A 21,340-nucleotide genomic window follows, 5' to 3' on the forward strand; every position below is an offset into this window, starting at 1 on the left:
CCAAACGTGAGATACATCCACAAGCATCCCGCCACACCCACAAGAAGGATCAACAACGTCATGACCAAGGCTACAAAGTAGCGCGTCTCGCTCAGGAGATGACAGTAGTCAACCGTATTGGTCCCTACTATCCCGCTGCCTATGGGCCACCGACGAATGCTCGTCAAATTTGCAGCGCGAAGTTTCTAGGTTGAGACCTCACAAAGCACGGGAAACTTATAAGCAGAATTACGAGCCAAGCTAAGTGACTCCGTCAATTTGCTGAGGGGGTAGGCGAGCGATAAACCTTCGCTGGCCCTGGGCCCTTATAGACCACCTCCCCGTTTGCAACCGCAACCACGATCACGATCTTCAGGCTGTTCAATTCGATGACGTGGTAGTCAGCTGGCTCCCTTGGAAGAGATACCTCGCGGAAGCTGTGCAAGCCGTGAGCCGTTGGATGCCACAGCAACGTGGGGTGCTCGGCCATCAGAATGGAACCTCGGATACTAAAACTTCGACCGGGCCTGGACCTTGGTAAACGGCTTCGCCGGTTGTCACGACCCGTACGATCCACCAATTACCGTGTTGCTCAACTTGATACTCAGCTGCTGGCAGTTTGAGCACCGTCTCTACCGGGAATGGAATCCCATCCGGCACGGGGTGCCGGAGCAATGTGGGATTCCCGGGCGGTAAGTTCACGGAGGACATCATACGGCGGCTCAACCACTCCGCCATCTTAGAAGTTGATTGACGCAAGGTCAGATCTGGGAAGTTCACTTTCATTGGTCAAGAGCAGCAACTTGAGCCAAGGCGTTGAACTCCTGCAAGAAGTCCGGGTGACGCTTCTGCAAAAACCCTGCGATCGCCTGGTTCTCGAGAAGCTTCTTGATGTAGCCCCTGACGAGCGAGAGGCTCAGCACGTCATCTCCGTAATTTTGCTCCACTATGCGATAGCGCTCATGTAGGTTGGCCGTCTCGCGTTCAAGCTTAGCGATCTGCTCTTGTGTCGCCGCTTGCGCTCGACCAGTTCTCCTAGGGTTGACGAGCATCTCCGAAGAAGTGGAGGCTATCCGCTGAATGTGATGCCTGCCTTCGCGATCGCTGTCTCATGGTGCGGGCAGGCAATGACAGCGTCGCAAGTGCCCGCCTATGCCGCCTGAATGGCCGCGGTGGCACATGCCACTGCTGAAGCGCCAGCCGCTGCGTCAATCCGACCCGGAATGGCCGCAGCCGGATCAAGGGCGCCTGCCTCGTAGCAGCGAACACCCTCTAGCACCCAGCTCAGGTTCAGCTGCTCGGCGCAGCGGCGCAGCACCGAATCCGGGCCGAACAGTACAAAGCGGTCATGCTCGGACGGGGGCATTGCAGCAATCGCCTTGAGCGCGATCTCAGGTCCGATGCCATGCGGGTCGCCAATCGAAATGGCAAGCCGCGCACTGCTGCTCATGCGATCTTGGGCCTGTGTTTAGCAATGAGCGCCTTTGCACCCGCCAGGAGCTTCTCGCCGTCCTGTCCCCGCTTGTTCATCTCCTGGACCCATTCGCTGGCGATGGCTCCAGTGAGTTGTACAAACTCGTTAGTTTGAGCCTCGTTGAAAACGTGCACCTTGTTGCCTCGATCGGTGGCCATCTTGCGGCTGATGGGATCGTGGTCCTGCTGCACCTTGCCGAACCAGGCCGAGGTCTCCATGCCCGAGTTGTCATCGATCACCTTCCTGATGTCGGGTGGCAGCGAGGCGTACTTGCTTTTGTTCATCACCATCACGAAGGCGGTGTTGTAGAGCGCTGGCTTGCCAGGCGCGAATTCGCTGTGGTGCTGCACGAGCTCGTGCACCTTCACCGAGGGAATCACCTCCCAAGGCAAGGCTGCACCCTCGATCACGCCCTTGGACAGTGCATCTGGAATCTGTGGCAGCGGCATGCCCACGGCGGAAGCCCCGGCAGCGTTGAGCAGCTTTGTGGCTTGCCTAGTCGGACCTCGCACCTTCATGCCGCGCAGGTCGGCAGCGCTGATGATGGGTTTTGTCTTTGAGTGCAGTACGCCCGGGCCATGGGTGTGGAAGGCCAGCGGTTGCACATCCTTGAACTCGTCTGCCGCATGGGTCTGCAGGTACTCCCAGGCCGCGCGGGAGGCGCCAATGGCGTCCACCGTCATGAACGGTAGTTCGAACACCTCGGTACGCGGGAAGCGGCCGGGCGTGTTGCCGGCCAACGTCCAGACGATGTCGACCACTCCGTCGCGCGCTTGGTCGTACAGCTGCCCAGGCGAGCCGCCCAGCTGCATGGCCGGGTAACCCTCGAACTTGATGCGACCGCCCGAGTCTTTCTCGACCTTGGTCATCCAGGCCTTGTGTGCGTTGAGATAGACATTGGAAGTCGGGGCCATGAAGGTATGGAACTTCAGGGTGACCACTTGCTGGGCGAAGGCCCCCAGGGAGGGTGCTCCAAGGGAAACGGCTGCCGCCGCCGATTTGATGAGTGTTCTGCGTTGCATCATGGGTTTGTCTCCTAGATTGATGGGAAAGGCGTTCCGGCCCCCTGGTCGGTGCTAGCTTCTTGTAATGACGGTAATCAAGCAGGGCTCGCCTGCGAAACGAACTTGGTGACGAGGTAGCTGTCGAAGGTTTCACTGCCGCCTTCGCTGCCCATCCCGCTGTCCTTCACGCCACCGAATGGTGTTTCTGCCAACGTGATGCCGAAATGGTTCACGTTGACCATGCCCACCTCAAGGCCGTTGACCATGCGCTCCGAGGTTTTGATGGAGCCGGTGAACACGAAACTGGTGAGGCCAAAGGGCAGGGCGTTGGCGCGCTTCAACACCTCGTCGGTGTCTTGGAAGCGCGTGATCGGTGCTACCGGGCCGAAGGGTTCTTCGAGCATCAGGCGCGCGTTGTCGGGAATGTCGGTGAGGATGGTGGGCGGGTAGAAGTAGCCCGGGCCGGCGAGCCGCGTGCCGCCGCTGGCCAGCTTCGCGCCACGCTCCAGCGCATCGGCCACGAAGCCTTCCATGGCATCGACCCGGCGCAGGTGCGCCAGGGGGCCCATCTGCGTGTCCTTGTCCATGCCGTCGCCCACCTTCAAGCCACCGTATGCTTTCGTGAAGGTGTCGAGGAAGCGGTCGTACACCTTCTCCTGCACGAAGAAGCGGCTGGGCGCAATGCACAGCTGACCCGCGTTGCGCGCCTTGAAACGCGCCAGCAGATGGGCCGCGTCGTCCACGTCGGCGTCGTCGAACACCACCACCGGCGAGTGCCCGCCCAGTTCCATGCTGATGCGCTTCATGTGCAGGCCGGCGAGCGACGCCAGCTGCTTGCCCACCGCCACCGAGCCGGTGAACGACACCTTGCGCGAGATCGGCGAGCGGATCAGGTGGTCCGACACCTCGGCCGGCACGCCCCAAACCACGTTGAGCACGCCCGGGGGCAGACCCGCGTCGTGGAACAAGCGCGCGAGCGCGATCACCGCGCCCGGCGAATCTTCCGGTCCCTTCAATACCAGCGTGCAGCCCGCGCCAATGGCCGCCACCATCTTGCGGATGGCCTGGTTGAACGGAAAGTTCCAGGGCGTGAAGGCCACGCATACTCCGACGGGCTCGCGCAGCACCAGCTGGCGCACATGCGGCAGGCGCGCGGGAATCACGCGGCCATAGATACGGCGGCATTCCTCAGCGTGCCACTCCGCGTGTTCGGCGCAGGTGGTTACTTCCAGCAGCGCCTCGCTCAGCGGCTTGCCCTGGTCGAGCGTGATCTGACGTGCGATCTGGGGTGCGCGTTCGCGCGTGAGCTCGGCCACGCGGCGCAGCACCTTCGAGCGTTCCATCGGCGAGCTCTTGCGCCAGCTCTCGAAGGCACGTTGCGCTGCGTTCAGCGCGCGGTCTAGGTCGTCGCGGCGTGCATGCGGCAACGAGCCGATCACCTCGCTGTTGGCGGGGTTGACGATGTCCTGGTGGGGGCGGTCACCGCCCTCGATGAATTCACCATCGATGTAAAGGTACGGCTTGCTGTAGGCGCTGTCGGTCATCGCGGGCCTGCCGATCAGATGAACACCGAGCCACCATCGACGGCGATGGTCTGGCCGGTGATGAACCCCGCGCCGTCGCTCACGAGGAATACCAGCGCGCCGACCAGATCCTCGGGCACCTGGTCGCGCTGCAGCGAGCGGCTGGTCTTGCGCACCACGTCGCCCATCTTGCTGTGCAGGTCGTTGTCGAGCACACCGTCGCTCAGCGTGAAGCCCGGGGCAATGGCGTTCACGGTGATGTCGTCCTTGCCGAGTTCGCGGGCCAGCGAACGCGTGAACGCGATCACCGCGCCCTTGCTGGCCACGTAGTGCAGCATGTTGGGCGTGCCCTTGATCGGCGTGGTGGACGCGATGTTCACGATGCGGCCAAAGCCGTTCTTGCGCATTTCGGGCACGACCGCTTTGGCGCACACGAAAGGCCCGAGGGTGTTGACTTCCATCACGCGCATCCACTCGGCGTCGCTGATCTGGTCGAACGGTTTGAGCGCGAGCGTGGTGAACAGGCCGGCGTTGTTCACCAGCACGTCGAGCCGGCCGAACGCCTTCACGGCCTGTTCGACCATGCCCGCCACGTCGGCGGGCTTGACGACATCGGTCTGCGTGCCGATGGCCTTCAGGCCCTGGGCCTGGAGGCGCTGGGCCGCTTCGGCGGCGCCGCGCAGGTCGGCAATGACGACCTGGTGGCCCGCGCGCGCGAGCGCTTCGGAGAATGCGAAACCGATGCCGCTGGCGCCGCCAGTGACGGCGATGACCCGGGATGCTGCTGTCATGTGTTGTCTCTTTCTGTGGGAAGGGGTGGATGTCGAATGGGGCTGTGGGAATCTCAGGCCGGTGCGAGCGCGGGCGCGAGGGCTTTTCGCGCGCGCATGTGCGCGGCGGGGTCGTTGAGGGATTCGACGGCGCTCAGCTGGTCGCCGCGGTAACGCAGCACCGAGAAGCGGCCGCTGGCCGGATCGCCCTCGATGTCGCTGCGGTCGCTTGGTTCGGCCAGGCCGGCCATCTGCAGCCGGCAAGGGCCTTGCTCGCTCCAGAACCAGGGCACCTTGGCGTACGGCACGGGTTGGCCGCACAGGCGCGCGGCGATGCAGCGCGCCTGATCCACCGCGTTCTGCACCGACTCGATGCGCACACGGGCACCGCCGCCGAAGGCGAACGGAAAACTCGCGCCATCGCCGAGCGCGGAAATGGCTGGGTCGCTGGTGAGCAGCAGCTCGTCCACCTCGATGCCGTTGCCGACCCGCAGGCCGGCGTCGCGCGCCAGTTGATCGTTGGGGGTCACGCCGACCGCGACCACCACCAGGTCGGCCGCGACGGGGCTGCCCTCCCGCAGGCGCAGGCCGGTGGCGTGGCCGTGCGCGCCCTCGATGGCAGCGAGCTGCGCCGACAGATGAAACCGCGTGCCCTGCGCTTCATGGAACGCCTGCAGGTGCCGCGCCATGGGCTCGGAGAGCGCACGCGCCAGGGGCCGCGCGGCGGTGTCGATGACGTGCATCGCCAGGCCCATGCCGCGCACCACGGCCGCGAGTTCGAGGCCGATGAAGCCGGCGCCGACCACGGCCACCGCGCTCGCCTGCGCCAGCCGCGCGCGGATGCGCTGCGCATCGTCGAGTCCGCGCAGCACGAAGACGCCTTGCAGGTCGGCACCGGGCACGGCCAGCGTGCGCGCGGCCGCGCCGGTGGCGAGCACCAGGTGGTCGTAGGGCAGCGCCGCGCCGCCGGAGAGCGCCACCTGGCGCGCCATGCGGTCGATGCTTAGAACCCGCGTGCCGCCGCGCACGCGCACGTCGATGCGCTCGTAGAACGCGGGTGGGCGCAGCAGCAGGCCGGCGTCGTCCACCTTGGCCTGCAGGAAACCTTTGGACAGCGGTGGGCGCTGGTAAGGCAGGCCGGGCTCGTCGCCCACCAGCGTGATGGGTGCCGCAAAGCCCGCCTCGCGCAACGAAGCCGCGAGCTGAAAGCCCGCCTGGCCGGTGCCGACGACGACGACGCCGTGCGCCATCAGACCTGGCGCTCCGGGATGTGCACGATCAGCTCGTCCACGCCGGCGGCGAGCACCAGCTGGCAGCTGAGGCGGCTGTGTTCCTGGCGCTCGCTCGCGGCGCTGGCCAGCATTTCGTTCTCGACGTCGCTGGTCGGCGGCAGGAACCCGACCGAGGCTGGGTCCACGTACACGTGGCAGGTGGCGCACATGGCCGAGCCACCGCACTCGGCGACGATGCCGGCAATGCCGTGGGTGACGGCGGTCGTCATGACCGTGGCGCCGGCGCTGGCGGGCACGGCTTCGCGCGAGCCGTCGGGTTGCACGTAAACAATGTGGGGCATCGTGGGCCTCTTTCCTGGTGTCTGTGGGGTGTCAGTCAACGGCGGCCAGCAGCGGCTCGACCGTCACCGGCATGTGCTTGAGCCCGCGCACGGTGTTGTTGAAGTGCTGGACCGGCTCGCCGTCGAGGCGGAACGAGGCCACGCGGCGCGCGAGTGCGGTGAGCACGATCTCGCCTTCGAGGCGCGCCATCATCTGGCCGGCGCAGCCGTGGATGCCCGTGCCGAAGGCCATGTGGCCGGTGGCGCGGCGTGTGATGTCGAAGCGGTCGGCATCGGGCCAGCGGCGCGGGTCGCGGTTGGCCGAGGCAATGAACACCACGATCTTCTGGCCGGCTTTCACGGTGATGCCGCCGAGTTCCACGTCCTGCGTGCTGGTGCGGTAGAACGAATGGAAGGTGCTGTCGAAGCGCAGCACCTCTTCGAGCGCCTGGCGCGCCAGCGAAGGGTCTTCGCGCAGCAGCGCCCATTGCTCGGGGTGGCGCGCGAAGCTGGTGATGGCGTTGCAGAGCGTGAACACGGTGGTGTCCAGCCCGGCGGAGAGCAGGGTGCGCACCAGCATGCCGGCCTCGTCGTGCCCGATCTCGCCCGCGTCGGCGGCGGCGAAGAGCTGCGCACCCAGGCCATCCTTCGTGAGCGCGTCGCGCTGGCACACCTTCGCGATCCAGTTCACGGCCTCGCCCGAGCTGTCCATGCGCGCCTGGAAACGCTCGTTGATCGGGCCGAAACCGTTGAACACCATGTCGCCATACGGCAGCAGGTGTTCGCGTCCGTCGGCGGGCAGGCCCACCGCATCGCCGAAGGCCTTGATGGGGAAGGCCTCGCAGAGGTCTTTGGCGGCGTCGAACGAGCCGCGCTCCACCAGGTCGTCGACCATGCGCGCAGCCACGTCTTCAAAAGTGGTGCGAAGGCGGCCGATGGACGCCGGCGAGAGCACGCGCGCCACCACCTTGCGCGTGCGGCTGTGGTGGGGTGGGTCGGCTTCCAGAATGATGCTGGGCTTGCGCCACGGCGTCTCGGTGTGGAAGTTGGCCAGGCCCACGCCCGCGCTGGAGCAGAACACCTCGGGCTGCGACAGGATGCGCTGCACCTCATCGTGGCGCGCGACCGCGAGCACACCGTAGCGCTCCAGCCAGGCCCAGGGGCCAAGGTCGCGCAGCTGCGCGTAGTGCGGGTAGGGGTTGGCCAGCACCTCGGTGGTGTAGGGATCGAAGTCGCTGGTGGGGACGTCGGCGTAGGGGTTGGGGTGTGTCATGGGTGGGCTCTTTTTCGGGTGCGCTTCAGTCGGCCAGCGCGGGTGTGCGGGGTTGGGCCACCACGAACGCGTCGCAGAAGAACGCATCGGGCGGCAGGCCCCGGGTGGCAACGAAATCGCTGCGCGCCGCGCTCACCATGGCGGGCGCGCCGCAGGCATACACCTGGTGGCCGGCGAGGCTGTCGTGGTCTTGCAGCACGGCCTGGTGCACGAAGCCGATGCGGCCGGTCCAGCCGGCATCCGGCTCGGAGAGCACGGGCACGAAGCGCAGACCGGCCTGCTGGCCCCAGCCGCGCGCGAGGTCGAGCAGGTACAGGTCTTTCTCGGTGCGCGCGCCCCAGTACAGCGCGATCTCGCGCCGCTGTCCCTGGCGCAGGCCGTCTTCCACCATGGACTTGATCGGTGCGAAACCGGTGCCACTGGCCAGCATGACGATGGGCGCGTCGCTGTCCTCGCGCAGGAAGAAGTCGCCGTGCGGCAACTCCACTGGCAGCGTGTCGCCGACTTTGAGTGCGTGGGTGAGTGTTTGCGAGAACGCGCCGCTCTCGAGCAGGCGGATGTGCAGTTCGGCGCCGTCGTTCTGGTGTGGCGGATTGGCCATGGAGAAGCTGCGGCGCTGGCCGTCGGGCAGCAGCACCTGCAGGTACTGGCCGGCCTTGAACTTCACCTTCTCGCCCGCAGGAAAACGCAGCTTGAGGCGCGCCACGTCGGGGGCCGGAAAGTCGATGCGCATGACGCGGGCGTCGAGCTGGCGGCGCGCGTTCGGGTCGGTCTTCTCGATCTGGCGCGGTTCGATCTCGATGTCGGTGAGCGGCCGGGCCTGGCAGAACAGCACCTGCCCGTGCGCGATCTCGTCGGCGGAGAGCGTGTGGTCGCCCGCGGCGCCGGGGTTCACCCGGCCCGAGACCACGCGGCCCTTGCAGCTCGCGCAGATGCCCGAGTTGCACGAGAACGGCATTTCGTAGCCCGCCTGGCGCACCGCGTCGAGCACGGTCTGGCCCTCGGTGCAAGGCACCGTGGTGCCGAGGCCGGCGATGTGGATGAGGTGCGTGGCGCTCACGGCGTGCTCACAGTGGAATGGCCAGCAGGGTGTCGGTGTTGTGGCTGTCGCAGACCACGACGCGGCTGGCCAGGCGCAGTGTGTCGGTGCCGTCGATCACCAGTTCGTCGAGGTAGCGCCCGGTGGCGAAGATCGTGGTCTCGCCGCCGCGCATGACGCGCACCACCACGAAGGGCGTTTCGCTCTGCCGGCCGCGCGGCGTGTCGCCGAGCAGCACCGGCAGGCCCACCAGGTGGCGGTAGCGCTGCTTCTCGTACACGTTGGCCGTGCGCAGCGAGAGCACGCGGTCGCCGAGCATGGCGCGGGAGTCGGCATAGATCAGGCTGGCTTCCATGCCCTGGGCATGGTTGTCTGCGGTGGTCACGCGGTAGAGACAGCGTTCGGTGAAGAGTCGTACCCAGGCCTCGAGATCGTCGTTGTCGATGCAGCGCGCGCACTGGGCGTTGAGCGCCATCGCGCTCGTGGCGTCGATGACCGCGCTCATGAACCGGCCTCCATGTGCACGCGATACGCCTTCCAGAAGCCGCGAACCGAGGCCTCCGTGGTGCGGCTGCCCTGTGACCGGACGCTGTCGCCCCCCATCTCGACGATCGCTGCTTTGCCGCCGGCGCTGGCAATGCCACGCTGAACGAAGCTACCCACCGCGCCGTCTTCCATGGAAACGAACCCGGCGGGTCCGATCAGGTTGGATTGTTTGTGGCGCATGGTGCGCAGCTCGGGCGTGTCGTCCTGGAACCCGAGGTAGACCCAGTTCAGCGCCGTGGATTCGATGCCCTCGGGCAACACCTGGCGCACGGCCAGCGTGTTCTGAATCTGCGCCAGCACGAAGCCCGGAAACACCGAGAGGATCTGCAGCGTCACGCCGTCGCCGAATTCGTCCATGCCTTTCAGCAGCGTGGCGTCTTCGAGCTTGAAGTCGTCCTTTTCCGAGCGCAGTTCCTCGGCCTGGTAGTCCTCGCCCTGGTCGGCCGCCGGGTCGATGGCCGAGAAGCTGATGTGGTTGCCGCCGTCCTCGCTGACCACCACGCCGCCCTTCTGCGACAGGCGGTTGAGCCGGAAGGTGGTGAAGAACACATGCAACAGGCTCGCGTGGTACGTGTCGCGCACGTTCTCCACGTAGAGCTTCCAGTTGTTGGGCAGCGTCTGCTTGAAGCGGCCGAGGATCTGCACCGGCTTGTGCAGCACGCGCGAGATGCCGCGCGCGATCTCGGGGCCGAGGTAGTCCTCGAGGTCGGGCACGTCGTCGCTCAGGCTGCCGAACACCAGGCCGCAGAACGTGCTGGTGCGCAGTTTGCGCGGGCCGTGGCTTTTCATGCAGAAGGCCGGGTCCATGCCGCCTTCGCCGTTCACGCCGTTCTGGAACGCGATGCCTTTGAGGTTGCCCTGGCGGTCGTAGCGCCACGCGTGGTAGACGCACTGAAAGTCGCGCGCGGTGCCTCCGTCGTCGAGCACGATCAGCGCGCCGCGGTGCGAGCAGCGGTTCTCGAACGCGTAGACCTCGCCGTCGCTGTCGCGCGCCACCACCACCGGCATGCGGCCGAGGAAGGTGGTGCGGTAGTCGCCGGGTTCGGGCAGTTCGGCTTCGAGGCAGAGGTAGTTCCAGGTCGCGCCTTCAAAGACGCGCTGCTGCTCGGCTTCGAGCACTGCCGGCTCCTGGTATAGATGGTATGGGATGCGGGTGAATTTCCCGGTTGGCCAAAAATTCAGCAGGTTATTGGTGGCGGAGGCTGTTGCGGAGGCGCTCATATCTGGGTACCTAGTGGGTCTTTGAGAATTCGCATATCGAACTTTTGACCGTTTAGTGAACCGCTACTGTATTTTTCAGATTCATGAGGGTCAACAAAATCCGGCAAAATGTTCGCTTATCGAACTAATCCAACTTTGAATGAGGCCACAAATGGATGACGATGCGCGTGCCGTGGTGGACAAGGAATACGTCATGGGGCTGGAGAAAGGCCTGCTGCTCATCGAGGCGTTCGGCGTCAGCAATTCGCTTTTGACCTTGACCGAAGCTGCCGACATCACAGGACATAGCAAGGCCTCTACCCGCCGCGCCCTGCTCACCCTCGTCAAGCTGGGGTACGCACGCGCTTCGGGCCGACATTTTTCGCTTGAGCCTCGTACCTTGCGGCTGGTACACGCGTACGTGAATTCCACGCCGCTGACAAAGGTCGCGCAGCCGATCTTGGAAATCACCAGTGAGCGCACGCGCGAGTCCGCATCGCTGGCAGTGCTTGACTCGCACTTTGTCGTTTTCGTGGCGCGCTCAACTCAGCGACGCAGCTTGTCCTTCGGACTCGGCATCGGGGCGCGATTGCCCGCGTACTGTTCGGCCACCGGTCGTGTGCTTCTCGCGGGAATGCCGGATGAGGAGGTCGAATTCCGCCTGCAGCGTATGAGCCGACAAGCCATTACGCCAAAAACTAAGACCGACGTGTCTGCACTGTTGAACGAGGTGCAGGCGGCGCGAGAGTGCGGCTACTCAATAAGCGACGAAGAACTGGAGATCGGATTGCGCTCCATTGCCGTGCCGGTGCGCAATCGTAAGGGCGAGCTGTTGGGAGCAATGAGTCTGTCGGTAGCTACTTCACGCATGTCTCGTGACGATATCGTGAACAAATTGATGCCAGAGCTTGAAGTGGCACGCAGGACGTTTGCACTGCAGCTGTAGCAACAGCCAGCTATCCTCTACTAAAACCGGCTAGGCAACGTGAGTCGCGCACTACCTGTGTTTGTCGTGTGCCCGAGTTCGTTCAAGCATTCAAGTTCCAGCTCATTCCAAGGGTCGTCAGAATCACGAGACTTGCCCACCACCTTGCCCCGGCACTCCACCGCGAAGCCGATCAAAAGCCAGCTTTTGTCGCGCTGCGCAAGCCGCTGAATCCAGCTAGCCGGCCCGCCCCAAGCGGTAATCATGGTGCCAAACCATGGCACTCGCAGGTGACCGAAAACATAGGCGTCAGGCAACGCGCTTCCAGGCACAGGCCCACCAGTTTCGTCTACGCCACTTGCCATGGTTGCCGCGCAAAACCGGCCTAGGTTTTGCAGCATCACGGGCGGAATGTGAAGAGGCGTGACGGCATGCTAGCGAACGCTCTCCACCACAACGCCAAGCTCTCGCGAGTCCGCGCCGAACGCATTTCGCATCGATAGCATCCTGACACGCCCGCGCACGACAACCACGCATCCGACCGGCGATGCATCACATCGCAGCAACATCGCTCTTGAATCTCGGGTCGCATCCGTAGTAACCAGTGGCATCAAGGCGCCTTTGGTGCTTTGTCCTCGTTCGATCCACATCAGTGCCGCAAACTGATTGGATGCAAGGCGCTGCCCCTTTCCTACGTAGATGCCGTACAGAGCGACCTTGGCGCCTTGCATCCTGGCTGCGTCCAGTGCGAAGTCCTCAAACGAGAGGTGCTTGTAGCCCTCTCTCTCATCTGCCTGCACTGCCGCCCTCTCACGCCCTGCTGCTTCTCGCTGCCTCCGCTCCTGCTGTTCTTGATAGGCAGCAGCTTCGGCTGCCCGCGCAGCTTCGCGAGCGGCAACCTCCGATTGTCGTTTCGCCTCCTGTTCAGCTTCCCGCGCATTCATCCACTGCCTGCAGTGTTGAGCCCATCTTGCATTTGCCCGCCCGCCAGAACACCTCTCAGCCAGATACTCTTCGCTAGGTTGGGCACTCATGCCCACCTCATCCCCAAGCTGCTTCAGTAGTGGTACATCCGCGCAAGCAGCCAGCTTTGCTACCAAGATCAGCATCACAAAGCTCTGAACTCTACTTCTTGCCCTCATGGAATCTCCAAACTATTTCAAGCCAATATAGGTTGGATGATATCGGGGAACACAGAACATCAAGCCAATTTGGCTTAACCGAGATTGGGTTGGTTAATCGCATGCGAACACTGATCGCAATGCATGTCCATCTACGACACCGCCTATCGCCGATTTCTGGCAGAGCTTCGAGGCGCCCGGCAGGCTGTAGGGTTGAGCCAGGAAGAACTCGCAATCCGTCTTGACAAACACCAGACCTTCGTATCGAAGGTGGAGAAGGGTCAACGCTACCTCGATGTACTCGAGTTCATTCGCTGGACGAATGCGCTAGATGTTGACCCGGTTCAGCTAGTTTCTGCGCTCCGTGACGACGTACTTGCGCGCAAACCTAGGCGGAAGTCGAGCGATTGAGGTCCGACACGCGCTCGTAGCGCCTGCCGACGACCAGCGACCCCAACCCGGTACGTCTTATTCACTTGGCGGTCGCGTATTGGCGCTAAGCGTGTCATATCGTGCCAGGCAACCGAAGCAGTGCCGACGACCCGAAGCACCCTACGCACCAGTTTTTTCCAAAATTGGACTGCTTTATGCGATGTACTAGGCGGTGTCAAAGCGGTGCTTTGGAAATCCCCTACCTGTGCCCGACCCTATGGTAAGTGGACAGTAGGGGAGTTCGTCGTCTAACTAGTTGATATCAAAGGGTTTAAATCAACCTGGAGGCTTGCGCCAGAACCCATTCTCATTGCCAGGAAGTATCGACTCCACCCTGACCCTCGGAAAGAGGTGCGAAGGCACTTTCCCACCGAACACGTTGCACGAATGGAACATGTACTCCAGATCATGCGCCCTGAAGTACCCGGAGTCATGAAGCGCAACCATCCGCTCAAAGCTGTGCCCGATTCGCCGGATGGAGTCCACCCTAGTGCGATACGGAAACCTGCGAGACTTCCCTTCGCGTGCTTTCTCGAAGTGACGACACCACTCCTTCCCAATTTCCTCTGCCGAGGGGATGTCAACCAAGTGGATGTTCTTTTCCCAGAACGCGCGGTGATCCAAGTTGAGCAACCCGGCCTGGTGTCGAATGCCAGCTGCGTCAAGGTGTTTGGATCCCACGATTCTCAACTCAACGTGAGTGCAACTCCACTCGGGCGCGATCTTGCTCTGATGATCCGAGTAGGCGAGCAGATTTTTCCTTGGCCCATGATTCCTGTCAAAGTTGAAGTAGGTAGTGTTCTCGTACTGGCGCGACGGCTCCGTTGACTTTGCGGTGGTACGCATATGCCGGGTCATGATGCCGTGCAGAAGTTGAGCATCCTGCTTAGAACGCGTTAGGAGGTCCAAACACACCTGGACCTTGGTGACGACGCAGTCGTGCCCTGAAAGCGCCTCTATGGCCTCCCTACGCGGTTGATGTATCCACATTCGATACTTCGTACATCCGACGAACGGAGAAAACTTCTCGGGATACCACAGCCGGCGACAGTGCTGCTTCATCTCACCGACAAAGCTTCGCGGGAAACGGCTCATGGATTGCAGCTCAATCGAGTCAAATCCAGATTCGGCACGTGCGATGAGCGCGGCGAGAGGCTGATCGGCGACCCAGCGTATCGAAGCGAAAGGGGTGTGTTGTAAATACATACTCGTCCTAAGAGGTTGTCGCAAGCACATGCCTGCTTCAGACATATACGGACGAGCACACTGACAGGTCGTGTTTGCAGCCTTAAATCACCCCATAGTAAGTTGATTTTGGTTGTTGCAGTATTTATAGCATCAGATTTCAGTGGAATTTTTCGAGAGGGTGCGCTCACTTCAGTTTGAGATTATTTTTTGCGCCAGCGGGGCACCACCTTTTCTAGGGTTGTGAAGGCACCCACAGCTGGCGACATGAGTCCTTCGCCTCCGTGCGCACAGCGTCCTCGGTTAGCAACCGACACAGCCCGGCGGTGACAGCATTCAGAGGGCGTAGCAAGTCAGAACGATCTCTTCAGCGTTCTGCAAGCCGAGCCAAGCCGTGCTTGAGTGACATCAGTAGCGCAGCGCTGCTAGGCATGGGGTGGAACCTCTCGAATGCCTTTGCTTGCTTGTGTATCACCTACTAAGCGACGTTTGCAATTATTAATTGCCAAAACCTTCGCCTCACCAGACGGTCGCAGAAGCCTAGTAGCCAACTTGACGTCGTGAGAACAGTTCCTCGGCTGCTCGCCAGCATTCACCGCCTGCCCGCTGATTAATTTTCATGAAATCAAGCTAGCAGATCTGCGACGGTCCCAATCATCACCTACGCCACCGAGGCGGCCAGCGCCTCGGTGGCGTCGCGCCCTGTATTCTTTCTCCGCAGCGCAATTCGAACCGAGAGCAAGCCGATAGCCGCGTCAAATGAGCTCAGAACGCAGAACGGGCAAGCCCGCTCCGAGGGGCGCAATGAGTTCATCCCTCACCCGGGGCGCGCCTAGCCGAAACACCGGATCAACACTATGTGGCACGATGAGCGCCGACGAAGGCCACGTCCATCTACTAGCATCTTCTCACGGTATCTTTGACGGTATCCCGTCAGCTCCTGCTTACAGACACCTAGCTGTAATGCGGTTTTCAGGCCGGTTTGTGATTCCGACCCCGGCACCACAGACGAAGCCGTGCAGGCCTGCCGCACGGCTTTTTTGTTGCCTGCTCAGCCGCCAGGCGGCGGCTTGAGCCCCTCTGCCACGCTGGGGTAGCGAAGCCGCAGCCCCAGTTCCCGCTTCATTCGCTCGTTGCGCAAGCGGCGCGATTCGCTCATGAAACTCAGCAGCATCAGCGGCAACTGATCGCTCGCCGCATCACGCGCCACCCGCGGCGGGCGGGGCAAGCCGTACAAGTCGGCCGCGAGATCAAAGTAGTCGCCCATCTTGAGTTCGGTGTCGTCCACCACGTTCACATTGCGCTGTGGCCGGCCGCGCCACAACGCCAGCACGCAGGCGCGAGCCAGGTCGTCGGCGTGCACATGGTTCGTGTAGACATCGTCCTCGGCGCGCAGCACCGGGGTGCCACGCTGCAGGCGCTCGCGAGGTGTGCCGTTGGGGCGGTCCGGGGCATAGATGCCCGGGATGCGCAGCACCGTGGTGCGCACTCCGGTGGCGCGGCCCAGCCAGTGCACGGCGGTTTCGGCATCGACCCGACGCCAGGCGCGCGGCGTCTGGGGACGGGCCGGCGCGGTCTCGTCGATCCATCGGCCCTGGGCGTCGCCGTACACGCCGCTGGTGGAGCCGTAGACGATCGATGCCGGCAATGACCGTTGTGCCAGCGCCCGCACCAGCGCTCGGGTGCGGGGATCCAATCGCCAGTCGATCTGTTCGCTCGACGGCGGGGGCGCCAGGTGCAGCACGCGGGTGGCCACACCCGCCAGGCGGCGCAAGGTGCGCGAATCGTCCAGGTTGCCCTGCAGGGGCGTCAGGCCCAGTGCCCGCAGTTGGGGCGCGCGCTCAGGGCTGGAAGTCAGCGCCAGCACACGGACACGTTGTGCACCACCCAGGCCACGCGCCGCACGCTGACCCACGTCGCCACAACCCACGATAAGCACCCGCTCACGCCGAAAGCGTGCGGGCAAAGCGCCGAGAAGGCTCATGCGAAATCCGGATTTGAGACAATGACGGGTTGCTGTGCGCGCCCTTCGCGCGGTCAGACACCCCCTTTTCAACACGTGCCAGTATGACATTCACCATCACCGTCGAGCCCAGCGGGCGCACCTTCACCGCCGAACCCGCCGAGGCCATGCTGGCCGCCGGCATTCGCCAGGGCATCGGCCTGCCCTACGGCTGCAAGGACGGCGCCTGCGGTTCGTGCAAATGCAAGCGCTTGTCAGGCACCGTGGTGCACGGTCCGCACCAGGCCAAGGCGCTGAGCCCCGAAGAAGAAGCGGCTGGCTATGTGCTGACCTGCTGTGGTGTGGCGCAAAGCGACGTGGTGCTTGAATCGCGCCAGGTGACGGAGGCCGGTGCCCACCCCATCAAGAAGATGCCGGTGCGCGTGAGTGCGATGGAGCGCGCCTCGCACGACGTGATCGTGTTGCGGCTGCAACTGCCCGCCAGCGATGCCTTTCAGTACCACGCGGGCCAGTACGTGGAATTCCTGCTGCGCGATGGTGACCGCCGCAGCTACTCGATGGCCAACGCACCGCACACGCAAGCCACCCAGCCCTCGCTGGAACTGCACCTGCGCCACATGCCGGGCGGCAAGTTCACCGACCACGTGTTCAGCACGATGAAGGAAAAGGACATCCTGCGCATCGAAGGGCCGTACGGCAGCTTCTTCCTGCGCGAGGACAGCGAAAAACCCATCGTGTTGCTGGCCTCGGGCACCGGCTTCGCACCGATCAAGGCGGTGATCGAGCACATGCAGTTCAAGGGCATCACCCGCGCGGCCACGCTCTACTGGGGCGGCCGCCGCCCTGCCGATCTGTACCAGAGCGCCTGGATCGAAGCGCGCCTGGCCGAGATGCCGAACCTGCGCTACGTGCCCGTGGTGTCCGACGCCCTGCCCGAAGATGCGTGGACGGGCCGCACGGGTTTCGTGCACCGCGCCGTGCTGCAGGACTTCCCCGACCTGTCGGGCCATGAGGTGTATGCGTGCGGCGCACCGATCGTGGTCGAGTCGGCCCAGCGCGACTATGTCGCCGAAGCCGGTTTGCCCGCCGAGGCTTTCTTCGCCGACTCGTTCACCAGTGCCGCAGACAAGGCCGCCTGAGCCACCACGCACCCGACCACAGGAGACACACACATGCTGAACCGCCGACAACTCATCACCCGTTCTGCAATGGCCAGCGCGAGCCTCGCCCTGCCGGGTTTCGCGATGGCGCAGGCTGCGAGCACCACGCGCATCGTGGTGCCCTTCGCAGCCGGGGGGCCCATCGACGTGACCGCGCGCATCCTGGCCGAAGCGGTGAAAGGAACGCTGGGCACCGTGATCGTGGAAAACCGGCCGGGCGCAGGCGGCAACATCGGTGTGAGCGCGGTGGCGAAGGCACCGGCGGATGGCCTCACCCTGGGCATTGCCACCACCGCGTCGCACGGCATCAACCCCTGGTTGTTCAAGCAACTGCCTTACGACCCGGCGAAAGACTTCGCCGCCGTCACGCAAATGCTGCGCGTGCCCAACGTGCTCGTGATGAACGCCGAGTCCGCCGCGCGCCTGAAGGTCAACACGCTGGCCGACCTGATTGCTTACGGCAAGGCCAACCCGGGCAAGCTGAACTACGGCTCAGGTGGCAACGGCAGCGCAGGGCACCTCGCTGGTGAGCTGTTCAAGAACCAGGCGGGCATTTTTGCCGTGCACATTCCCTACAACGGCGGCAACCCGGCACAGCTCGGCCTGCTCTCGGGCCAGGTGGATTTCAACTTCGACAACCTGGCCACCGCCGCCGCCAACATCCGCTCGGGCAAGCTCAAGGCGCTGGCGGTGACCACCGCGCAGCGCAGCAGCGTGATGCCCGATGTGCCCACGGTGGCGGCCAGCCTGCCCGGCTTCGAGATCGACACCTGGTGGGGCCTCATCGCTCCGGCCGGCACACCCGCCGACACGGTGCGCAAGCTCAACACCGCCTTCAGCGCTGCGCTCAACTCGCCCGAGGTGAAAACGCGCTTTGCCCAGCTGCTGGCCGAGCCCGCCCCCAGCACGCCGGAGCAGTTCGACGACTTCATGAAGCGCGAGCGCGCGAAGTACGAGCGTCTGGTGAAGATCAGCGGCGCAACGGTGGACTGAAAAAAAGCCACCTGCGCCGGAGCGAGATGGCTTGGCCAGAGATACCGCGGAACCGGCTTTGCCGGGCCGCTGGTATCGCCCCCTTGAGGGGGTCGCGCAAAGCGCGGCGGGGGTGCCCCCTTACTTCCTGGCCGCCACGGCCTTCTCGGCCTTCGTCACCAGGTCGGCACCGATCTGGTTCTTCCATTTGTCGTAGACCGGGCGCGTCACCTTGACGAACTCGGCACGTTGCTCCGGCGTCAGCTCGGTCACGGTCACGCCCATGTCGGTGAGCTGCTTCACCAGCGGCTTGCCAGGCTCGACCAGGCCCTTGCGCGCCAGGGCCTTGCCTTCCTTGCCGGCGTCGATGGCGGCTTGCTTGACGATGGCGCGGTCGGCCTCGGTCCAGCTGGCCCAGATGTCCTTGTTGACCACGAAGATCAGCGGATCGGCGACGTAGCCCCACAGCGTCAGGTGCTTCTGCTCCACCGACGGCAGCTTGGCGGCGAGGAACACCGACAACGGGTTTTCCTGCCCATCCACCGCGCGGCTGGCCATGGCGGGCTGCGCATCGGCCCAGCTCATCTGCGTGGGGTTGGCGCCCAGCGCGGTGAAGGTGTCCAGGAACAGCGGCGAACCCACCACGCGGATCTTGAGCCCTTTCAAATCGGCCGGCGTCTTGATGGCGTGCTTGGAGTTGGAGATTTCGCGGTAACCGTTTTCACCCCAGGCCAGTGGCACGGCGCCGGCCTTCTCGATGTCCTTGAACAGCTGGGCGCCCACCTCGCCCGTCGTGAGGGCGTCGATGGCGGCAAAGTCCGGCATCAGGAAAGGCATGGAAAACAGGTTGAGCTGGCGCACCTGCGGCGACCAGTTGATGGTCGAGCCCACGGCCAGGTCGATCACGCCCTGGCGCAGCGCGCTGAACTCGCGCGTCTGGTCGCCCTGGATCAGCGAGACACCGGGGTAGAGCTTGAAGTTGATGCGGCCCTGCGTGCGCTCGCGCACGAGGTTGGCCCAGATCTCGCCGCTCTTGCCCCAGGGGAAAGCGGTGCCCAGCACCAGCGACATGCGGTACTCGGGCTTGTAGGCGGCGGTGCTCTGGGCAAAGCCGTGGGTCGTCACGGCCAGCGCAGCAGCGGCCAGGGCGGTGGTGAGGAAAGTGCGCAGTTTCATTCTTCAGGTCTCCTTGGTTGAAATGGGAATTGCACGGGCCGGGTCAGTAGCCCAGGCGCTGCGGCAACCACAGCGCGAGTTGCGGGAACGACACCACCAGCACGGTCACCAGCAGCATGGCCACCACCATCCAGCCCACCCAGCGGATGGTGTCTTCAATGCGCACCTGTGCAATGCGGCAGGACACCATGAGGTTCACGGCCAATGGTGGCGTGAATTGGCCCAGCGCCACCATCATGGTGAGGATGACACCGAACCACACCGGGTCCCACTGGAAGTGCTGCGCGATCGGCCACAGCAGCGGCACGAAGATCAGGAAGATGGAAATGCCGTCGAGGAACATGCCGGCCACACTCAGCAGCAGGATGATCAGCAGCATCACCCCGATCTCGCCCAGACCGGAGTGGACGATGGCCTGCGTGACCGGGTCGATCACCCCCAGCGTGGACAACGAGAAGGCAAAGATGCCGGCGAGCGAGACGACGATCAGGATCACAGCGGAGAGCTCACCCGCCTCGCGGAAGATGTGAAACAGGTCGCGCACGCGGATCGTGCGGTGCACCACCATGCCCACGAACAAACCGTAGAACACTGCGACCACGGCCGCTTCGGTGGGCGTGAACCAGCCCATGCGCATGCCGCCCAGAATGAGCACCGGCGCGGCCAGGCCCCACGACGCTTCTCGCAGGCTGGCCCAGAAAGGCGGGCGCTCCAGCTGGGACTCGCCGGCGCCCATGCCGTGCCGTCGGGCCAGCCACACGGCAGGCACGATGAGCGCCAGGCCCACCAGCACACCGGGGATCAGGCCGGCCGCAAAGAGCGCGGGCACGGAGGCTCCGGGCACCAGCACCGAATAAATGATGAACGCGACGGAGGGTGGAATGAGGATGTCGGTGGCCGCTGCGGCACCGACCACGCTGGCGGAATACGCAGCCGGGTAGCCGCCGCGCTTCATGGCCGCGATCATCACGGCGCCCACGGCCGCCGCCGTGGCCGGGCCGGAGCCCGAGATGCCACCAAGGAACATGGCCACCACGATGGCCACCAGCGGCAGCATGCCGGGGCCCTGCCCCACGATGGCAATGGCAAAGCGCACCAGGCGCGCGGCCACCCCAGAGCGGTCAAAGATCGAGCCCACCAGCACAAACATGGGGATGGCGAGCAGCGGGTACTTGCCCAGCCCGGCATAGAAGTTCTGAGGCACGGCGAGCAGGCCGAACCACTGCGTGTGGAAATCGGCCATGGCAATGGCCGCTGCCCCCGCCAGGCCCAGCGCTGCGGCGATGGGCACGCCGGCCAGCATGGCGCCCAGGAACATCAGGAAAAGCAGCGCAGCGATCATGGCTGCGCTCCCGCCCGGCGCAAACGGTTGAAGCGACCCAGTGCGCGCAGCGCAATGGCCAGCGACAGGATCGGCAGCCACATGGAATACCACCATTGGGGAACGCCCAGCCCGGGCGAAATTTCGTCGTAGGCGTAGTGGTCCCACACCATGCGCACGCTCAAGGTCGCCATCAGCAGGAACAGCAGCACCATGGCCGCTGCGCCCCACAGCGCCAGCAGGTGGCGGCGCCGGGGCGAGCCGGCATCGGCAAAGAACTCAATGCGGATGTGGCTGTGACGCGCCACGGCCGCAGAGCTGGCCACCAGGGTAAGCACGATCATGAGGAAGATCGAGAACTCTTCGGTCCAGGCGAACGACTGGTCGGTGAAGTAGCGGGCGATGACGTTGGCAAACGTGATGAGCGCCAGCAACGCCATGGTGATGACGGTGAGCCAGTCCTCGATGCGCAGGGGCACCCGGGTGCCTTCGTCGACCGGGAGGTCCGGCGTGGCGGCATCGGTGCGCGCGTCGTGGGGGGAGTCGATGGGGTCGGACATGGGATGTAGGACGGCGGGCCGGCGCGACCGGGGCCGTGTCGAAAGAGGCTGGGATCATAGACGTTTTCCCCTTTTGGCCCCTGTCCTGCGGGCGCCAGCACAACCGCCATCCCGGTGCGCCACGCGCCAGAAAAAACGGCACCCGAAGGTGCCGTTGTGCGTGGT

21 protein-coding genes are annotated in these 21,340 nt (G+C 64.1%); 4 read left to right on the forward strand and 17 right to left on the reverse strand.

What is annotated here, in order from left to right; translation table 11 throughout:
• Positions 1-761: 761 nt before the first annotated feature.
• The 11 genes from KXJ60_RS14440 to KXJ60_RS14490 form a co-directional block, all read right to left on the reverse strand.
• On the reverse strand, positions 762-1,061 hold the full coding sequence (locus tag KXJ60_RS14440; RefSeq protein ID WP_366018545.1) for a plasmid partitioning protein RepB C-terminal domain-containing protein: 300 nt from the start codon (positions 1,059-1,061) through the stop codon (positions 762-764).
• 68 nt (positions 1,062-1,129) lie between these two features.
• On the reverse strand, positions 1,130-1,429 hold the full coding sequence (locus KXJ60_RS14445) for a hypothetical protein (protein WP_291129265.1): 300 nt from the start codon (positions 1,427-1,429) through the stop codon (positions 1,130-1,132).
• Positions 1,426-2,478, reverse strand: a complete 1,053-nt coding sequence (locus KXJ60_RS14450) for a TRAP transporter substrate-binding protein (protein ID WP_291129267.1) — start codon at positions 2,476-2,478, stop codon at positions 1,426-1,428. The genes KXJ60_RS14445 and KXJ60_RS14450 overlap by 4 nt, the downstream gene beginning before the upstream one ends.
• 74 nt (positions 2,479-2,552) lie before the next feature.
• The gene (locus tag KXJ60_RS14455; protein ID WP_291129270.1) at positions 2,553-4,001 is read right to left on the reverse strand and encodes an NAD-dependent succinate-semialdehyde dehydrogenase; all 1,449 of its coding nucleotides are present in this window, start codon (positions 3,999-4,001) and stop codon (positions 2,553-2,555) included.
• A gap of 14 nt (positions 4,002-4,015) precedes the next feature.
• The gene (locus KXJ60_RS14460; RefSeq protein ID WP_291129272.1) at positions 4,016-4,771 is read right to left on the reverse strand and encodes a glucose 1-dehydrogenase; all 756 of its coding nucleotides are present in this window, start codon (positions 4,769-4,771) and stop codon (positions 4,016-4,018) included.
• Positions 4,772-4,824: 53 nt separating this feature from the next.
• Positions 4,825-6,000, reverse strand: a complete 1,176-nt coding sequence (locus KXJ60_RS14465; protein ID WP_291129275.1) for an FAD-dependent oxidoreductase — start codon at positions 5,998-6,000, stop codon at positions 4,825-4,827.
• Complete coding sequence (locus KXJ60_RS14470; protein ID WP_291129278.1) at positions 6,000-6,323, reverse strand: 2Fe-2S iron-sulfur cluster-binding protein; 324 nt, start codon at positions 6,321-6,323, stop codon at positions 6,000-6,002. Before KXJ60_RS14470 ends, KXJ60_RS14465 begins: the two co-directional genes overlap by 1 nt.
• A gap of 31 nt (positions 6,324-6,354) precedes the next feature.
• Positions 6,355-7,575 (reverse strand): cytochrome P450, encoded by a 1,221-nt coding sequence (locus KXJ60_RS14475; RefSeq protein ID WP_291129282.1) that lies wholly within the window; start codon positions 7,573-7,575, stop codon positions 6,355-6,357.
• Positions 7,576-7,600: 25 nt separating this feature from the next.
• Positions 7,601-8,635: a 2Fe-2S iron-sulfur cluster-binding protein gene (locus KXJ60_RS14480; RefSeq protein WP_291129284.1), complete on the reverse strand. Its 1,035-nt coding sequence runs from the start codon at positions 8,633-8,635 to the stop codon at positions 7,601-7,603.
• Between the two features lie 7 nt (positions 8,636-8,642).
• The gene (locus tag KXJ60_RS14485; RefSeq protein WP_291129287.1) at positions 8,643-9,119 is read right to left on the reverse strand and encodes an aromatic-ring-hydroxylating dioxygenase subunit beta; all 477 of its coding nucleotides are present in this window, start codon (positions 9,117-9,119) and stop codon (positions 8,643-8,645) included.
• Positions 9,116-10,381, reverse strand: coding sequence for a Rieske 2Fe-2S domain-containing protein (locus KXJ60_RS14490; RefSeq protein ID WP_291129294.1), 1,266 nt, complete (start codon positions 10,379-10,381; stop codon positions 9,116-9,118). Before KXJ60_RS14490 ends, KXJ60_RS14485 begins: the two co-directional genes overlap by 4 nt.
• 151 nt (positions 10,382-10,532) lie before the next feature.
• Here KXJ60_RS14490 and KXJ60_RS14495 point away from each other — a divergent pair, with 151 nt between their 5' ends.
• Positions 10,533-11,306: an IclR family transcriptional regulator C-terminal domain-containing protein gene (locus KXJ60_RS14495; protein WP_291129296.1), complete on the forward strand. Its 774-nt coding sequence runs from the start codon at positions 10,533-10,535 to the stop codon at positions 11,304-11,306.
• Positions 11,307-11,719: 413 nt separating this feature from the next.
• Here the strand turns inward: KXJ60_RS14495 and KXJ60_RS14500 are convergent, their stop codons facing one another.
• Positions 11,720-12,394: a hypothetical protein gene (locus KXJ60_RS14500; protein WP_291129300.1), complete on the reverse strand. Its 675-nt coding sequence runs from the start codon at positions 12,392-12,394 to the stop codon at positions 11,720-11,722.
• 156 nt (positions 12,395-12,550) lie between these two features.
• On the opposite strand from KXJ60_RS14500, the gene KXJ60_RS14505 reads away from it, so the two are divergent.
• Positions 12,551-12,817 carry a helix-turn-helix transcriptional regulator gene (locus KXJ60_RS14505; protein ID WP_291129302.1) on the forward strand — a complete coding sequence of 89 codons (267 nt, stop codon included), beginning with the start codon at positions 12,551-12,553 and terminating at the stop codon, positions 12,815-12,817.
• Between the two features lie 297 nt (positions 12,818-13,114).
• Here KXJ60_RS14505 and KXJ60_RS14510 read toward each other — a convergent pair whose 3' ends face one another.
• Positions 13,115-13,933 carry a hypothetical protein gene (locus KXJ60_RS14510; RefSeq protein WP_291129304.1) on the reverse strand — a complete coding sequence of 273 codons (819 nt, stop codon included), beginning with the start codon at positions 13,931-13,933 and terminating at the stop codon, positions 13,115-13,117.
• Between the two features lie 1,141 nt (positions 13,934-15,074).
• Positions 15,075-16,007: an SDR family oxidoreductase gene (locus KXJ60_RS14515; RefSeq protein WP_291129306.1), complete on the reverse strand. Its 933-nt coding sequence runs from the start codon at positions 16,005-16,007 to the stop codon at positions 15,075-15,077.
• Positions 16,008-16,090: 83 nt separating this feature from the next.
• Between KXJ60_RS14515 and KXJ60_RS14520 the strand changes: the two genes are divergently transcribed.
• The gene (locus KXJ60_RS14520; RefSeq protein WP_291129309.1) at positions 16,091-17,125 is read left to right on the forward strand and encodes a CDP-6-deoxy-delta-3,4-glucoseen reductase; all 1,035 of its coding nucleotides are present in this window, start codon (positions 16,091-16,093) and stop codon (positions 17,123-17,125) included.
• Between the two features lie 33 nt (positions 17,126-17,158).
• Positions 17,159-18,139 carry a tripartite tricarboxylate transporter substrate binding protein gene (locus KXJ60_RS14525; RefSeq protein ID WP_291129311.1) on the forward strand — a complete coding sequence of 327 codons (981 nt, stop codon included), beginning with the start codon at positions 17,159-17,161 and terminating at the stop codon, positions 18,137-18,139.
• A gap of 120 nt (positions 18,140-18,259) precedes the next feature.
• Here the strand turns inward: KXJ60_RS14525 and KXJ60_RS14530 are convergent, their stop codons facing one another.
• The 3 genes from KXJ60_RS14530 to KXJ60_RS14540 are packed head-to-tail and all read right to left on the reverse strand — an operon-like array spanning position 18,260 to position 21,175.
• Entirely contained in the window at positions 18,260-19,294 is a 1,035-nt protein-coding gene (locus tag KXJ60_RS14530) for a DctP family TRAP transporter solute-binding subunit (protein WP_291129314.1), read from the reverse strand.
• A 43-nt stretch (positions 19,295-19,337) separates the two neighbouring features.
• Positions 19,338-20,636, reverse strand: coding sequence for a TRAP transporter large permease (locus KXJ60_RS14535; RefSeq protein ID WP_291129317.1), 1,299 nt, complete (start codon positions 20,634-20,636; stop codon positions 19,338-19,340).
• Positions 20,633-21,175, reverse strand: coding sequence for a TRAP transporter small permease (locus KXJ60_RS14540; RefSeq protein ID WP_291129325.1), 543 nt, complete (start codon positions 21,173-21,175; stop codon positions 20,633-20,635). The genes KXJ60_RS14535 and KXJ60_RS14540 overlap by 4 nt, the downstream gene beginning before the upstream one ends.
• Positions 21,176-21,340: the final 165 nt, after the last annotated feature.

The organism is Hydrogenophaga sp. (genome assembly GCF_019264445.1).
Taxonomy (GTDB): Bacteria; Pseudomonadota; Gammaproteobacteria; order Burkholderiales; family Burkholderiaceae_C; genus Hydrogenophaga.